This is a genomic window from Streptomyces sp. NPDC006463 (assembly GCF_042870715.1).
GTDB lineage: Bacteria > Actinomycetota > Actinomycetes > Streptomycetales > Streptomycetaceae > Streptomyces.
Window position 1 is genome coordinate 168,193 of record NZ_JBIAHP010000008.1, and the last position, 15,093, is coordinate 183,285.

Sequence of the window (15,093 nt, forward strand, 5' to 3'; positions counted from 1 at the left end):
ACGGGGGCTCCGGCCGACGAGACCGCTCAGCGCGTGCAGCGCGTGATCAGGCCCGGCCGGATGCCCGGAGGAAATGGGGGATGCACCGGAGTTCGCCGCGCATGGCCGCGAGCACTACGACGGTCATCAACCCACCTCTTCCACTCGACACGATCAGGGGCGCGTCCACCGTAACATCGACGCCGTTTGTGGTATCGCGCCGTGATCGTCAATGATGATCACGCCCCGGCCCGGGCCGGGAATATTCGGCTTATCGGGGCGTAAACGGGTGGTGAACCCCTGCTTCCATTCATCCGATAGCCTCTGCCGACGTGTCGCCGCCCCCCAGAGGCGCCCGTTCGGAATCCGTTACAAGGAGTGAGTTCGCCTGCCGACCGTCATCCTCACCGGCCTGCCGGTCCCCGGATCACCGCTCGCTGACGAGCTGCGCTCCCTCGGCTTCGAGGTCCGGTCGGCCGCCGGTCCCGAGGACACCGCCGCCGCGCTGGCCGCCGTACCCGCCGACCAGCGGGTGGCCGTCGTGGACAGCGCCTTCGTCGGGCACGTGCACGCGCTGCGCCTCGCGCTGACCGACCCGCGCTTCGACGCCTGCGCGGTCACCGGTGCCCTCGCCGTCCAGTCCGGCGCCCGCGAGGCCCTCGACAAGGCCGCGGCCGACGCACCCGCGGGCACCGGCCCGTACGCGGACCGGCTGGCCGCCGCGGTCGAGGCCTCCGGGACCGCCGTCCAGCGCCCCGAGCTCGGCACCCTCGTCGCCACCGTCCCCGCCACCGCGGCGGACCGGGACGCGGCGAGCGCGGCCGTCGCCGCCGTCGACGACGAGGCCGTCCGCCTGCGGACCGCCGTGAAGTCCCGCGACGGCTTCTTCACCACCTTCTTCATCAGCCCGTACTCGCGCTACATCGCCCGCTGGTGCGCGCGCCGCGGCCTGACCCCGAACCAGGTCACCACCGCCTCGCTGGTCACCGCGCTGATCGCGGCCGGCTGCGCCGCCACCGGCGAGCGCTGGGGCTACGTCGCGGCCGGTGTGCTGCTCCTCGTCTCCTTCGTCCTGGACTGCACCGACGGGCAGTTGGCCCGCTACTCGCTCCAGTACTCGACGATGGGCGCCTGGCTCGACGCGACCTTCGACCGCGCCAAGGAGTACTCCTTCTACGCGGGCCTCGCGCTGGGGGCCGCCAGGAACGGCGACGACGTCTGGGGGCTCGCGCTCGGGGCCATGATCCTCATGACCTGCCGGCACGTCGTGGACTTCTCCTTCAACGAGGCCAACCACGACGCGACCGCCAATACGAGTCCCACGGCGGCCCTGTCGGACAAGCTCGACAGCGTCGGCTGGACGGTCTGGGTCCGGCGGATGATCATCCTGCCGATCGGAGAGCGCTGGGCGATGATCGCGGTCCTGACCGCCTTCACCACCCCCCGGATCGTCTTCTACGCCCTGCTCGTCGGCTGCGCCTTCGGCGCGCTCTACACCACCGCCGGCCGGGTCCTGCGCTCGCTGACGCGCAAGGCGAAGCGCACCGACCGGGCCTCCCAGGCCCTCGCGGACCTCGCCGACTCCGGCCCGCTCGCCGAGCTCCAGGCCCGGCTGCTGCGCGGCCGCGCCGGATCCTTCGGCTCCATGTACGTGGCGGCCCTGGGCACGCTGCTGATGATCGGCGCCGCTCTGTGGCTGCCGTTCGGCGACCCGCGGCTGACCGCCGTCGCGGTGATCTATGTCATGACCGCCGGGCTCGCCGTCGCCGCCCCCCTCAAGGGCGCCCTGGACTGGCTGATCCCGCCGCTGTTCCGGGCCGCCGAGTACGTCACGGTCCTGGTGCTCGCAGCCAAGGCGGAGGTCCCCGGAGCCCTTCCGGCGGCATTCGGCCTGATCGCGGCGGTCGCCTACCATCACTACGACACGGTGTACCGCATCCGCGGTGGCACCGGCGCGCCCCCGCACTGGCTGGTGCGGACGATCGGCGGCCACGAAGGCCGGGTCCTGCTGATCACGGTCCTGGCGGCCGTCCTCGCGTCGCGCGAAGCGGACTTCCCCGTCGCGCTCACGGCCATGGCCGTGTTCGTGGCACTCGTGGTGCTCGTGGAGAGCATCCGATTCTGGGTCTCCTCCGGAGCACCCGCCGTACATGACGAAGGAGAACCAGCATGATCGGCCTTGTACTCGCTGCCGGTGCCGGGCGCCGTCTGCGTCCCTACACCGACACCCTGCCCAAGGCCCTCGTGCCCGTCGGTCCCGCGGGCGACGAGGAGAGCATCACGGTTCTCGACCTGACCCTCGGCAACTTCGCCGAGGTCGGCCTCACCGAGGTCGCCATCGTCGTCGGCTACCGCAAGGAAGCCGTGTACGCGCGCCGGGAGGCCCTGGAGGCCAAGTACGGCGTCAAGATCACGCTGATCGACAACGACAAGGCCGAGGAGTGGAACAACGCCTACTCCCTGTGGTGCGCGCGTGACGTCCTCAAGCAGGGTGTGATCCTCGCCAACGGCGACACCGTCCACCCGGTCTCCGTCGAGAAGACCCTGCTCGCCGCCCGCGGCGACGGCCAGAAGATCATCCTCGCCCTCGACACGGTCAAGAACCTGGCCGACGAGGAGATGAAGGTCGTCACCGCCGACGGCAAGGGCGTGCAGAAGATCACCAAGCTGATGGACCCCGCCGACGCGACAGGCGAGTACATCGGTGTCACCCTCATCGAGCCCGAGGCCGCCGAGCAGCTCGCCGAGGCGCTGAAGACCACCTTCGAGCGCGACCCCGACCTCTACTACGAGGACGGCTACCAGCAGCTCGTGAACGACGGCTTCACCATCGACGTGGCCCCCATCGGCGACGTCAAGTGGGTCGAGATCGACAACCACGACGACCTCGCCAAGGGCCGGACGATCGCATGCCAGTACTGACGAGGCTCATCCCCTCGCCCGTCGTGGTCGACATCAGTCGCGGAGCGATGGACGATCTGGCCGGCCTCCTGGCCGACCAGCGGATCTCCGCGTCCGGCAAGCTGGCGATCGCGATCAGCGGCGGATCCGGCGTCGCGCTGCGCGCCAAGCTGGAGCCCGTACTGCCGCACGCCGACTGGTACGCGGTCGTCGACGGCACCATCGACTCCGCGGTCAAGCTGGCCGACGACATAAAGGGCCGCCGCTACGACGCCGTCGTGGGCCTGGGCGGCGGCAAGATCATCGACGTGGCGAAGTACGCCGCGGCGCGGGTCGGGCTGCCCATGGTGGCCGTCGCCACCAACCTCTCGCACGACGGCATCTGCTCACCGGTGTCCATCCTGGACAACGACAACGGGCGCGGGTCCTACGGCGTCCCGACGCCGATCGCCATGGTGATCGACCTCGATGTGATCAAGGAAGCCCCGGTACGGTTCATCCGCGCCGGCATCGGCGACGCGATCTCCAACATCTCGGCCATCGCCGACTGGGAGCTCTCCCACAAGATCACCGGTGAGCCTGTCGACGGCCTGGCCGCGGCCATGGCCCGTACCGCCGGCGAGTCAGTGCTGCGCCACCCCGGCGGCTGCGGCGACGACGAGTTCCTCACCGTGCTCTCCGAGGGACTGGTCCTCTCGGGCATCGCCATGTCGATCAGCGGGGACACCCGCCCGTCGTCCGGCGCCTGCCACGAGATCAGCCATGCCTTCGACCTGCTCTACCCGGGGCGCTCCGCGCTCCACGGCGAGCAGGTCGGCATCGGCGCCGCCTTCGCGATGCACCTGCGCGGGGCCGCCGAGAAGTCCGGGCTCTTCACCGAGGTGCTGCGCCGGCACGGTCTGCCGGTGGCGCCCGAGGAGATCGGCTTCAGCATCGACGAGTTCGTCGCGGCCGTCGAGTACGCCCCCCAGACCCGCCCGGGACGCTTCACGATCCTGGAGCACCTCAACCTGTCCGCAGCCGAGATCAGGGACGCTTACGCCGACTATGCCAAGACCATCCGTAGCTGAACTCCGGCCCGTCGTGCACCCGGCGGGCGTCAAGGACCGGGTCAGCGGCGAGCACTGGGGCGGGCGCCTCTACATGCGCGAGATCTCCCTGCGCATCACCCGCTACCTGGTCACCACCAAGGTCACGCCCAACCAGCTGACCTACGTGATGACCCTGGCCGGTGTCCTCGCCTGCCCGGCCCTGCTGGTGCCGGGTATCTGGGGCGCCGTCCTCGGCGTCGTCATGGTCCAGCTGTACCTGCTGCTCGACTGCGTCGACGGCGAGGTCGCCCGCTGGAAGAAGCAGTTCTCGCTCTCCGGCGTGTACCTGGACCGGGTCGGCGCCTACCTGTGCGACGCGGCGGTGCTGGTCGGCTTCGGCCTGCGCGCCGCCGACCTGTGGGGCCCCGGGCCGATCGACTGGCTGTGGGCGTTCCTGGGGACCCTCGCGGCACTCGGCGCGATCCTGATCAAGGCCGAGACCGACCTCGTCGGTGTCGCCCGCCACCAGGCGGGGAAGCCGGTGGTCAAGGACGCGGCGGCCGAGCCTCGCTCGTCCGGCATGGCGCTCGCGCGCCGGGCCGCGGCCGCGCTGAAGTTCCACCGCCTCGTCCTCGGCATCGAGGCCTCGCTGCTGATCCTCGTACTGGCCGTCCTGGACCAGGTCCACGGCGACCTGTTCTGGTCCCGCGTCGGTGTGGCCGTGCTGGCCGGCATCGCGATGCTGCAGACGGTGCTGCACCTGGTGTCGGTCCTGGCCTCCAGCAGGCTGAAGTGACCCGCCCGATGCGGCTGGGCGCCGTGATCATCACCATGGGCAACCGGCCCGACGAGCTCAAGGCGCTCCTCGATTCGGTGGCACGGCAGGAAGGCGACCCCGTCGAGGTCGTCGTCGTGGGCCAGGGCGTCGAGGTCACCGGCCTGCCCGAGGGCGTGCGTTCCGTCACGCTGCCGGAGAACCTGGGCATCCCCGGCGGGCGCAACGTCGGCATCGAGGCCTTCGGCCCCGGCGGCACCGACGTCGACGCACTGCTCTTCCTGGACGACGACGGCCTGCTGGAGCGCACCGACACCGCCGAGCTGTGCCGCCAGGCCTTCGCCGAGGACCCCCGGCTCGGGATCATCAGCTTCCGGATCGCCGACCCGCAGACCGGCGAGACCCAGCGCCGGCACGTGCCGCGGCTGCGCGCCTCGGACCCGATGCGCTCCTCCCGCGTGACCACCTTCCTGGGCGGCGCCAACGCCGTCCGCACGACGGTGATCGGGCAGGTCGGAGCGCTGCCGGCCGAGTTCTTCTACGCGCACGAGGAGACCGACCTGGCCTGGCGTGCCCTCGACGCCGGGTGGCTGATCGACTACCGGGCGGACATGGTGCTGCTGCACCCTACGACCGCCCCCTCCCGGCACGCGGTTTACCACCGTATGGTTGCGCGTAACCGGGTGTGGCTCGCCCGCCGCAACCTGCCCGCCCCGCTGGTTCCGGTCTACCTGGGCGTCTGGCTCCTGCTGACGCTCCTGCGCAGGCCCTCGGTGCCCGCGCTCAAGGCCTGGTTCGGCGGATTCAGGGAGGGATGGACCACTCCCTGCGGTCCGCGCCGCCCGATGAAATGGCGTACGGTCTGGCGGTTGACCCGGCTGGGCCGACCACCTGTCATCTGACAAGCCCGCGTCTGGGAACATGGCGCGATCACGGGCTTCGCGCCACCAGCCTGATGCCCCTCATGCCGCATCTTGAAGACGAAAGTTTCAACTTGTGAGTGACACAACCCACGACGGCGCCCTCGCCACGAGCAGGCCGCCGTCCGCAGACGCGGGGCTGAGCCCCGCGGAGCTCGCCAGGAAGTACGGCCTCTCCGTGAGCGGCGCACGGCCCGGTCTGGGCGAGTACGTGCGGCAGCTCTGGGGCCGGCGCCACTTCATCATGGCCTTCTCCCGGGCCAAGCTGGTCGCGCAGTACAGCCAGGCGAAGCTCGGCCAGGTCTGGCAGGTGGCGACCCCACTGCTGAACGCCCTGGTCTACTGGCTGATCTTCGCCCTGATCCTCAAGGCGGACCGCGGCATGCCGCCGGGGGTCTACATCCCCTTCCTGGTGATCGGGATCTTCGTCTTCACCTTCACCCAGAGCTCGCTGATGGCGGGTGTCCGGGCGATCCCCGGGAACCTCGGCCTGGTCCGTGCGCTGCACTTCCCGCGCGCCTCCCTGCCGATCTCCTTCTCGATGCAGCAGCTCCAGCAGCTGCTGTACTCGATGATCGTCGTGGTCGTGGTCGTCATGGCCTTCGGGAACTTCCCGCAGCTGTCCTGGCTGCTGGTCATCCCGGTGCTGGTGCTGCAGTTCGTCTTCAACACCGGCCTCGCCATGGTTTTCGCGCGGATGGGCTCCAAGACGCCCGACCTCGCGCAGCTGATGCCGTTCGTCACGCGTACGTGGATGTACGCCTCCGGCGTCATGTTCTCGATCAACACGATGCTCAAGGACAGGCCCCAGTGGATCGCCGACGTGCTCCAGTGGAACCCGGCGGCGATCTACATGGACCTGATCCGCTTCGCGCTGATCGACAACTACGGTGCGGAGAACCTGCCGCCGCACGTCTGGGCCTTCGCGGTCGGGTGGGCCGTCGTGATCGGCCTCGGGGGATTCGTGTACTTCTGGAAGGCTGAGGAGCGTTACGGCCGTGGCTGAGAACACCCAGGGACGCATTCCCACCGTCATCGCCGACGGCGTCCACATCGTCTACCGGGTCAACACCGGCAGCTCCGGCAAGGGCAGCGCCACCGCGGCGCTGAGCAAGATCATCCGCCGGGGCAAGGGCGACGCGCCGGGCGTCCGCCGGGTGCACGCCGTACGCGGGGTCACCTTCACCGCGTACCGGGGCGAGGCGATCGGCCTCATCGGCTCGAACGGCTCCGGCAAGTCGACCCTGCTGCGCGCCATCGCGGGCCTCCTGCCCTGTGAGGAGGGCAAGGTCTACACCGACGGCCAGCCGTCGCTGCTGGGTGTGAACGCGGCGCTGATGAACGACCTCACCGGCGAGCGCAACATCGTCCTCGGCGGTCTCGCGATGGGCATGAGCCGCGAGCAGATCAAGGAGCGCTACCAGGACATCGTCGACTTCTCGGGCATCAACGAGAAGGGCGACTTCATTTCCCTGCCGATGCGCACCTACTCCTCCGGTATGGCGGCGCGACTGCGCTTCTCCATCGCGGCGGCCAAGGACCACGACGTCCTGATGATCGACGAGGCGCTGGCCACCGGTGACCGCAGCTTCCAGGTGCGTTCCGAGAACCGCATCCGCGAACTGCGGGAGAAGGCCGGCACGGTCTTTCTGGTGAGCCACAACAACAAGTCCATCCGCGACACCTGTGACCGGGTGCTGTGGCTGGAAAAGGGCGAGCTCCTGATGGACGGACCCACGGAGGAAGTCGTCTCGGCATATGAGAAGGCGTCCAACGGCTGACGCGGATTCCGCACTCCGCGGCCGGACTTCCGAGGCCCCCTCCGCTCAGCGCGGCGGGGGTCTTGGCGTGTCCCGGCATTTCCCCGGCGACATTCAGTGGCACTACGAATACCCGAGCGGCCTCGGCGGCGTTGTACAGCGTAAGCTGAAGCGGTCCTGAATCGCGGCAAGAGGGGACGATTCCCCGCAGGTGAACGGCCTGGGCGGCCCGGGTAAAACCCGGGCGGCGTGTCCGAAATAGGATGTATTGGGTCGGCAGTGTAGAACGGGAGATGTGACGGCAATGGCTACGGGAATTCTCCGGCCCCCAGGCACTACGGCCGTCCCCGCCCCGGGCGGCGGGCGGTGACGCCGGGGGACGGCATCCGCCCCCTGTCCGACACCGTCCACGCGCACGCCACCCTCGGCAAGGCCGCGGCGGAGAACTTTCCCGTCGCCCCCGCATTCCTGCCCCGCGCCTGGCGGGACGGCCTGATGGCGGTCTACGGGTACGCCCGCCTCGTCGACGACATCGGCGACGGCGACCTGGCCCCCGGCGGACGCGACGCCGTGCTGCTGGGCCTCGACCCCGCCGCCGCCGACGACCCGCTCGCCATGCTCGACGCCGCCGAGGCCGACCTGCGGCGCGTGTTCGGCGGCCACGACGGCCCGCCCCGCCACCCGCTGATGCTGGCGCTCCAGCCCGTCGTCCGCGCCCACGGCCTCACCCCGGAGCCCTTCCTCGGGCTCATCGAGGCCAACCGCCAGGACCAGCGGGTCGCACGCTACGAGACGTACGGAGACCTGCTCGCCTACTGCGAGCTCTCCGCCAACCCCGTGGGGCGCCTCGTGCTGTCCCTCACCGGCACCAGCACCCCCGAGCGGGTCCGCCGCTCCGACGCCGTCTGCACCGCCCTGCAGATCGCCGAACACCTCCAGGACGTCACCGAGGACCTCGGCCGGAACCGGATCTACCTTCCCGCCGAGGACATGCGGCGCTTCCACGTCACCGAGGCCGACCTCAAGGCGCCGTGCGCCGGCGCGTCCGTACGCTCCCTGGTCGCATTCGAAACTGAACGCGCACGCGAGCTCCTGAATGAAGGCACCCCGCTCGTGGGTAGCGTGCACGGCAGACTCCGGCTGCTGCTCGCGGGCTTCGTGGGAGGAGGGCGCGCCGCCCTGAACGCGATCGCGGCTGCCGGTTTCGACGTGGCACCCGGCCCGCCCAAGCCCACCCGGAGCGGCCTGCTCCGCGAGGTGGTCGCCGTCCTGCGCACTGCGCCGAGAAAGGGGTGAGCCCCACCGTGGAGGGCCCCACACACGCGTCCGCTCAGGTCCAGGCGGCCTACAGCTACTGCGAAGCCGTCACCGGATCGCAGGCGCGCAACTTCGCGTACGGCATCCGGCTGCTGCCCACCGACAAGCGGCAGGCGATGTCCGCGCTGTACGCCTTCTCCCGGCGCGTCGACGACATCGGCGACGGCGCGCTGGCGCCCGCCGCGAAACTGACCCGGCTGGAGGAGACCCGCGCCCTCCTCGGCCGGATCCGCGCCGAGGAGATCGACGAGGACGACACCGACCCGGTCGCCGTCGCCCTCGCGCACGCCGCGCAGCGCTTCCCGATCCCGCTCGGCGGCCTCGACGAACTCATCGACGGCGTCCTGATGGACGTGCGCGGCGAGACGTACGAGACCTGGGACGACCTCAAGGCCTACTGCCGCTGCGTGGCCGGAGCCATCGGGCGGCTCTCGCTCGGCGTGTTCGGCACGGCGCCGGGCGCGCCCGACTCCGCCCGCGCGGCGGAGTACGCCGACACGCTCGGACTCGCCCTGCAACTCACCAACATCCTCAGGGACGTCCGCGAGGACGCGGCCAACGGGCGCACCTACCTGCCCGCCGAGGACCTCGCCAAGTTCGGCTGCTCGGAGGGCTTCCACGGCGACCGGGCGCCCGCGGGATCCGACTTCGCCGGGCTGGTCCACCACGAAGTCCGCCGCGCCCGGGTCCTGTTCGCCGAGGGCTACCGGCTGCTGCCCATGCTGGACCGCCGCAGCGGCGCCTGCGTGGCCGCCATGGCCGGCATCTACCGGCGCCTCCTCGACCGCATCGAGCGGGAGCCGGAGGCGGTACTGCGGGGGCGGGTCTCGCTGCCGACCCACGAGAAGGCGTACGTCGCCGTGCGCGGTCTGTCGGGCCTCGACGCGCGGACGATCTCCCGCCAGAGCACCCGGAGGCGGGCCTGATGACCCCGACCCCGACCGCCCCGTCGGCCTTCGCCGTGCCCCAGGTCCGCCGCCCGGCCGCGCCCACCGCCCTGCGGGCAACCGGCCGGCCCCTGGCCGCGTCTCTCCCCGCGGGCTTCGCCCCCGCGCGGGACCGGCAGTCCGGGCCGACGGGTGACCGCACCACCGGGGAGGGCTCATGAGCGGCGGCGACCACGCCACGGAGCAGCGCGCCGTCGTCATCGGCGGGGGACTCGCCGGGGTCACCGCCGCGCTCGAACTCGCCGACGCCGGGCTCGAGGTGACCCTGCTGGAGGGCCGTCCGCGGCTCGGCGGGCTCGCCTTCTCCTTCAAGCGCGGCGAACTCACCGTCGACAACGGCCAGCACGTCTACCTGCGCTGCTGCACCGCCTACCGGTGGTTCCTCGACAGGGTCGACGGCGCGCACCTCGCCCCCGTCCAGGACCGGCTCGACGTACCCGTCCTCGACGTCGCCCACCCCCGCGGCCCGCGCCTCGGGCGGCTGCGCCGCAGCGCCCTGCCCGTGCCCCTGCACCTGGCCGCCTCCCTGGCCCGCTACCCGCACCTGTCCCTCGCCGAGCGCGCGGGCGTCGGCCGTGCCGCCCTCGCGCTGCGCCGCCTCGACCCCGCCGACCCGGCGCTGGACGGCCTGGACTTCGCGACCTGGCTCGGCCGCTACGGCCAGTCCGCCCGGACCGTCGAAGCCCTGTGGGACCTCGTCGGCATCGCCACCCTCAACGCCACCGCCGATCAGTCCTCACTGGGCCTGGCCGCGATGGTCTTCAAGACCGGCCTGCTCTCCGAGAACGGCGCGGCCGACATCGGCTGGGCCCGGGTACCCCTCGGCGACCTGCACGACACGCTCGCCCGCAAGGCGCTCGGCGCGGCCGGCGTACGGACCGAACTGCGCACCCGGGCCACCTGCGTATCCCGTACGCCCGAAGGGAACTGGCGGGTCGACACCGAGGAGGAGCCCCTCGACGCGGGCACCGTCGTCCTCGCCGTCCCCCAGCGCGAGGCCCACGGGCTGCTCCCGCCCGGAGCGCTGGCCGACCCCGACAAGCTCCTCGACATCGGCACCGCGCCGATCCTCAACGTCCACGTCGTCTACGACCGCAAGGTCCTCAAGGCGCCGTTCTTCGCGGCGCTCGGCTCCCCGGTGCAGTGGGTCTTCGACCGCACCGACGCCTCCGGACTCCCCGACGGCGGCCAGTACCTCGCGCTGTCCCAGTCCGTCGCCCAGGACGACATCGACGAGCCCGTCTCGGTGCTGCGCGCCAAGTACCTGCCCGAGCTGGAGCGGCTGCTGCCCGCCGCGCGCGGCGCCAAGGTGCGCGACTTCTTCGTCACCCGGGAGCGGACGGCCACCTTCGCCCCCACACCCGGCGTCGGCCGGCTGCGCCCCGGGGCGCGGACCGACACGCCGGGGCTTTACCTGGCCGGTGCGTGGACTGCCACCGGCTGGCCCGCGACCATGGAGAGCGCCGTCCGGAGCGGACTGAGCGCGGCACACGCCGCACTCACCGCGCTAGGCCGCCCCCGCGAACACCCTCTGCAGGAGGCGGCATGACCATCACCAGCACTACCGGCACAGCACGTACAGGAACCAGAGGAGAGCCAGTGAACCCGGGGAATCCGGCTGTCGAGAACACGGATGCCAGTGTGGGCGCGGCCGGCGGGAGTGTGGAGAAGGCGGACACGATCGCCCTCCTGGAACGCGGCCGCACGCTGTCGACTCCCGCGCTCCGCGCCGCCGTCGACCGGCTCGCGGCGCCCATGGACACCGTCGCCGCCTACCACTTCGGCTGGATCGACGCCCAGGGCAACCCGGCGGACGGCGACGGCGGCAAGGCCGTGCGCCCCGCGCTCGCGCTGCTCTCCGCCGAAGCGGCGGGCGCCCCCGCCGAGGTCGGCATCCCGGGCGCCGTCGCCGTCGAGCTCGTGCACAACTTCTCGCTGCTGCACGACGACCTGATGGACGGCGACGAGCAGCGCCGCCACCGCGACACGGTGTGGAAGGTGCACGGCCCCGCCCAGGCGATCCTGGTCGGCGACGCGCTCTTCGCCCTCGCCAACGAGGTGCTGCTGGAGCTCGGCACCGTCGAAGCGGGCCGCGCGACCCGCCGGCTGACCACCGCGTCCCGCAAGCTCATCGACGGCCAGGCGCAGGACATCTCCTACGAGCACCGCGAGCGAGTCAGCGTCGAGGAGTGCCTGGAGATGGAGGGCAACAAGACGGGCGCCCTGCTCGCCTGCGCGGTCTCCATCGGCGCCGTGCTCGGCGGCGCGGACGACCGTACGGCCGACAAGCTGGAGGAGTACGGGTACCACCTGGGCCTCGCCTTCCAGGCGGTGGACGACCTCCTCGGCATCTGGGGCGACCCGGAGGCCACCGGCAAGCAGACCTGGAGCGACCTGCGCCAGCGCAAGAAGTCCCTGCCGGTGGTCGCCGCCCTCGCGGCGGGCGGACCGGCCTGCGAGGAGCTCGCGGAGCTGCTCGCCGCCGATGCCAAGAGCAACGACTTCGAGAACTTCTCGGAGGAGGAGTTCGCGGCCCGCGCGGCGCTCATCGAGGCGGCCGGCGGCCGCCGGTGGACGGAGGACGAGGCCCGCCGCCAGCACGCGGTGGCGATCAAGGCCCTGGACGACGTCGACATGCCGCAGCGCGTACGCGACCAGCTCGTGGCCCTCGCCGACTTCGTCGTCGTGCGCAAGCGGTGACCGCCACCCGGCAGCGGATATGACTCGCGAGTCGCCGGCCGGCGCGACGTAGCGCCGGCCGACGGCAGACCCCAGCACAGCAAAGACACTGTTCTAAGGGGAAGCCATGACAGCGACGACCGACGGCAGCGCGGAGAGCGCTGGCGCTGGCAGCAGGACCGAAGCCGGCCTCTGGCCGGGCCGCGCCGGGGAACCGGTCGCCGTGGAGCTGCCCGAGCCACCTGACGGGCGGGGGCAGGCCGCGTACGGCGCCGCCGCCCGAGCGGTCCGCCAGCTGCTGGGCCGCCAGGACCCGGCGGGGTGGTGGAAGGGAACCCTCCAGACCAACGTCACCATGGACGCCGAGGACCTGCTGCTCCGGCAGTTCCTCGGGATCCGGGACGAGGCCACCACCCACGCCGCAGCCCTCTTCATCCGCGGCGAGCAGCGGGACGACGGCACCTGGGCCACCTTCCACGGCGGACCGCCCGAACTCTCCGCCACCATCGAGGCGTACGTGGCCCTGCGCCTCGCCGGGGACGCCCCCGAGGCCCCGCACATGTCCCGTGCGTCGGCCTGGATCCGCGCCCACGGAGGGATCGCCGCCGCCCGCGTCTTCACCCGGATCTGGCTGGCGCTCTTCGGCTGGTGGCGCTGGGAACACCTGCCCGAACTCCCGCCCGAGCTGGTGTTCCTGCCGCCCTGGGTGCCGCTGAACATCTACGACTTCGGCTGCTGGGCCCGCCAGACCATCGTCCCGCTCACCGTGGTGTCCGCGCTGCGCCCCGTCCGCGCCGCCCCCTTCGCCCTGGACGAGCTGCACACCGACGCGCGGGTGCCGAACCCCGCCAAGCGTCCTGCCCCGCTGGCCAGTTGGGACGGCGCCTTCCAGCGGATGGACAAGGCCCTGCACGTCTACCGGCGGTTCGCCCCGCGCCGGCTGCGCAAGGCGGCGATGGCCGCCGCCGCCGGCTGGATCATCGAACGCCAGGAGAACGACGGCTGCTGGGGCGGTATCCAGCCACCCGCCGTGTACTCCCTCATCGCCCTGCACCTGCTCGGCTACGACCTCGGCCACCCGGTGATGCGCGCCGGACTGGATTCCCTGGACCGGTTCGCGGTGTGGCGCGAGGACGGCGCCCGGATGATCGAGGCCTGCCAGTCCCCGGTCTGGGACACCTGCCTCGCCGCGATCGCACTGGCCGACGCGGGCGTGCGCCCCGACCACCCGGCGCTGGTCAAGGCCGCGGACTGGATGCTCGGCGAGGAGATCGTCCGCAGCGGGGACTGGGCGGTACGGCGGCCCGGGCTCGCCCCCGGCGGCTGGGCGTTCGAGTTCCACAACGACAACTACCCCGACATCGACGACACCGCCGAGGTCGTCCTCGCGCTGCGCCGCATCAGGCACCCCGACCCGGCCCGGGTCGACGCGGCCATCGCCCGCGGGGTGTCCTGGAACCTCGGCATGCAGTCGAAGAACGGCGCCTGGGGCGCCTTCGACGCCGACAACACCAGCCCCCTCCCGAACAGGCTGCCCTTCTGTGACTTCGGCGAGGTCATCGACCCGCCCTCGGCCGACGTCACCGCCCACGTCGTGGAGATGCTCGCCTTCGAGGGCCGGGCGGGCGATGCCCGGACCCGGCGCGGGGTCGCCTGGCTGCTCGCGGAACAGGAGCCCGACGGAGCCTGGTTCGGCCGCTGGGGCACCAACTACGTGTACGGGACCGGGTCGGTGGTCCCGGCCCTCACCGCGGTCGGCCTCGCCCCGGGGCATCCCGCGATCCGGCGGGCCGTGCACTGGCTGGAATCCGTACAGAACGAGGACGGTGGCTGGGGCGAGGACCAGCGCTCCTACAAGGACCGGTCCTGGGCGGGGAAGGGTCCCTCCACCGCCTCGCAGACCGCGTGGGCGCTGATGGCCCTGCTGTCGGCCGGCGAGCGGGACGGCAAGGCGGTCGAGCGGGGCGTCGCCTACCTGGTCGAGACCCAGCAGGCGGACGGCTCCTGGGACGAGCCGTACTTCACCGGCACCGGCTTCCCCTGGGACTTCTCCATCAACTACCACCTCTACCGGCAGGTGTTCCCGCTCACCGCGCTGGGCCGCTACCTGTACGGCGAACCCTGCGCCGCTGCCGGGCCCGCGGCCGTGGAGACCCGGTGACCACCCCTCTCCTGGTCGCCTGCGCCCTGCGCATCGAGCAGGCGGCGCTGCGCGGTACGGGCCGCGGCGCGCCCGAGGCGTACGCCCTGCTGCGCACGGGCATGGGCCCGCGCGCCGCCGAGCGGGCCGTGGGCCGGGCACTGGCCCGGCCCGGGATGGGGCGGGCCGCCGTCCTCGCGACCGGCTTCTGCGCCGGGCTGCTCCCCGGCATGAACCCCGGCGACCTGGTCCTCGCCGACGAGACCCGGGACGTGCACGGGGCCGTCCCGTGCACCGGTACCCCCCTGCTCGCCGAGGCACTGGCCCGGGCCGCTCCGGGCCGGACCGTGCACATCGGCGTACTGACCGGATCCGACCACGTCGTCCGCGGCCAGGAGCGCGCGCAGCTGCGCGCCACCGGCGCCATCGCGGTCGACATGGAGTCCGCGGCCACTTTGCGGACCGCCACCCGCGGCAGCGGCCGTCCGGTTGCGGCCGTCCGGGTGGTCGTGGACGCTCCGGAGCATGAGCTCGTCCGTATCGGCACCGTCCGCGGTGGAATATCGGCCTTCCGCGTATTGCGTGCCGTACTGCCCGCGTTTTACGAATGGCACCGTTCTTTGCTGCTCCCCAGGAGGTGAGCC

At 71.9% G+C, this 15,093-nt stretch carries 14 protein-coding genes; all 14 read left to right on the plus strand.

The window, feature by feature from the left end; translation table 11 throughout:
* Nucleotides 1-367 precede the first annotated feature (367 nt).
* The 14 genes from ACFYOB_RS16805 to ACFYOB_RS16870 all read left to right on the plus strand — a co-directional run bounded on the left by ACFYOB_RS16805 (nucleotide 368) and on the right by ACFYOB_RS16870 (nucleotide 15,090).
* A complete protein-coding gene (locus ACFYOB_RS16805) occupies nucleotides 368-2,152 on the plus strand; it encodes a DUF5941 domain-containing protein (RefSeq protein WP_388560729.1) in 1,785 nt (594 codons plus the stop codon).
* A complete protein-coding gene (locus ACFYOB_RS16810; protein ID WP_388560489.1) occupies nucleotides 2,149-2,901 on the plus strand; it encodes a sugar phosphate nucleotidyltransferase in 753 nt (250 codons plus the stop codon). Before ACFYOB_RS16805 ends, ACFYOB_RS16810 begins: the two co-directional genes overlap by 4 nt.
* Complete coding sequence (locus ACFYOB_RS16815; protein WP_388560490.1) at nucleotides 2,889-3,950, plus strand: iron-containing alcohol dehydrogenase family protein; 1,062 nt, start codon at nucleotides 2,889-2,891, stop codon at nucleotides 3,948-3,950. Before ACFYOB_RS16810 ends, ACFYOB_RS16815 begins: the two co-directional genes overlap by 13 nt.
* On the plus strand, nucleotides 3,928-4,707 hold the full coding sequence (locus ACFYOB_RS16820; RefSeq protein WP_388560492.1) for a CDP-alcohol phosphatidyltransferase family protein: 780 nt from the start codon (nucleotides 3,928-3,930) through the stop codon (nucleotides 4,705-4,707). The genes ACFYOB_RS16815 and ACFYOB_RS16820 overlap by 23 nt, the downstream gene beginning before the upstream one ends.
* Before the next feature lie 8 nt (nucleotides 4,708-4,715).
* On the plus strand, nucleotides 4,716-5,588 hold the full coding sequence (locus ACFYOB_RS16825; RefSeq protein WP_388560730.1) for a glycosyltransferase family 2 protein: 873 nt from the start codon (nucleotides 4,716-4,718) through the stop codon (nucleotides 5,586-5,588).
* 94 nt (nucleotides 5,589-5,682) lie between these two features.
* Complete coding sequence (locus ACFYOB_RS16830; RefSeq protein ID WP_388560494.1) at nucleotides 5,683-6,612, plus strand: ABC transporter permease; 930 nt, start codon at nucleotides 5,683-5,685, stop codon at nucleotides 6,610-6,612.
* Nucleotides 6,605-7,387, plus strand: a complete 783-nt coding sequence (locus tag ACFYOB_RS16835; RefSeq protein WP_388560496.1) for an ABC transporter ATP-binding protein — start codon at nucleotides 6,605-6,607, stop codon at nucleotides 7,385-7,387. Before ACFYOB_RS16830 ends, ACFYOB_RS16835 begins: the two co-directional genes overlap by 8 nt.
* 345 nt (nucleotides 7,388-7,732) lie before the next feature.
* Nucleotides 7,733-8,662, plus strand: coding sequence for a squalene synthase HpnC (hpnC, locus tag ACFYOB_RS16840; protein WP_388560498.1), 930 nt, complete (start codon nucleotides 7,733-7,735; stop codon nucleotides 8,660-8,662).
* The gene (gene hpnD / locus ACFYOB_RS16845; protein WP_388560500.1) at nucleotides 8,659-9,609 is read left to right on the plus strand and encodes a presqualene diphosphate synthase HpnD; all 951 of its coding nucleotides are present in this window, start codon (nucleotides 8,659-8,661) and stop codon (nucleotides 9,607-9,609) included. Before hpnC ends, hpnD begins: the two co-directional genes overlap by 4 nt.
* A complete protein-coding gene (locus ACFYOB_RS16850; RefSeq protein WP_388560501.1) occupies nucleotides 9,609-9,791 on the plus strand; it encodes a hypothetical protein in 183 nt (60 codons plus the stop codon). The genes hpnD and ACFYOB_RS16850 overlap by 1 nt, the downstream gene beginning before the upstream one ends.
* Nucleotides 9,788-11,179: a hydroxysqualene dehydroxylase HpnE gene (gene hpnE, locus ACFYOB_RS16855; protein ID WP_388560503.1), complete on the plus strand. Its 1,392-nt coding sequence runs from the start codon at nucleotides 9,788-9,790 to the stop codon at nucleotides 11,177-11,179. Before ACFYOB_RS16850 ends, hpnE begins: the two co-directional genes overlap by 4 nt.
* A 50-nt stretch (nucleotides 11,180-11,229) precedes the next feature.
* Nucleotides 11,230-12,330 (plus strand): polyprenyl synthetase family protein, encoded by a 1,101-nt coding sequence (locus tag ACFYOB_RS16860; RefSeq protein WP_388560505.1) that lies wholly within the window; start codon nucleotides 11,230-11,232, stop codon nucleotides 12,328-12,330.
* Between the two features lie 106 nt (nucleotides 12,331-12,436).
* Entirely contained in the window at nucleotides 12,437-14,470 is a 2,034-nt protein-coding gene (shc, locus tag ACFYOB_RS16865) for a squalene--hopene cyclase (RefSeq protein ID WP_388560507.1), read from the plus strand.
* Entirely contained in the window at nucleotides 14,467-15,090 is a 624-nt protein-coding gene (locus ACFYOB_RS16870; protein WP_388560509.1) for a 1-hydroxy-2-methyl-2-butenyl 4-diphosphate reductase, read from the plus strand. The genes shc and ACFYOB_RS16870 overlap by 4 nt, the downstream gene beginning before the upstream one ends.
* Nucleotides 15,091-15,093 lie beyond the last annotated feature (3 nt).

Coding starts and splice junctions, on each gene's coding strand:
- ACFYOB_RS16810 (WP_388560489.1), top strand. CDS start 2,149: ATGATCGGCCTTGTACTCGCTGCCGGTGCCGGGCGCCGTCTGCGTCCC.
- ACFYOB_RS16815 (WP_388560490.1), top strand. CDS start 2,889: ATGCCAGTACTGACGAGGCTCATCCCCTCGCCCGTCGTGGTCGACATC.
- ACFYOB_RS16820 (WP_388560492.1), top strand. CDS start 3,928: ATGCCAAGACCATCCGTAGCTGAACTCCGGCCCGTCGTGCACCCGGCG.
- ACFYOB_RS16825 (WP_388560730.1), top strand. CDS start 4,716: ATGCGGCTGGGCGCCGTGATCATCACCATGGGCAACCGGCCCGACGAG.
- ACFYOB_RS16850 (WP_388560501.1), top strand. CDS start 9,609: ATGACCCCGACCCCGACCGCCCCGTCGGCCTTCGCCGTGCCCCAGGTC.
- hpnE (WP_388560503.1), top strand. CDS start 9,788: ATGAGCGGCGGCGACCACGCCACGGAGCAGCGCGCCGTCGTCATCGGC.
- shc (WP_388560507.1), top strand. CDS start 12,437: ATGACAGCGACGACCGACGGCAGCGCGGAGAGCGCTGGCGCTGGCAGC.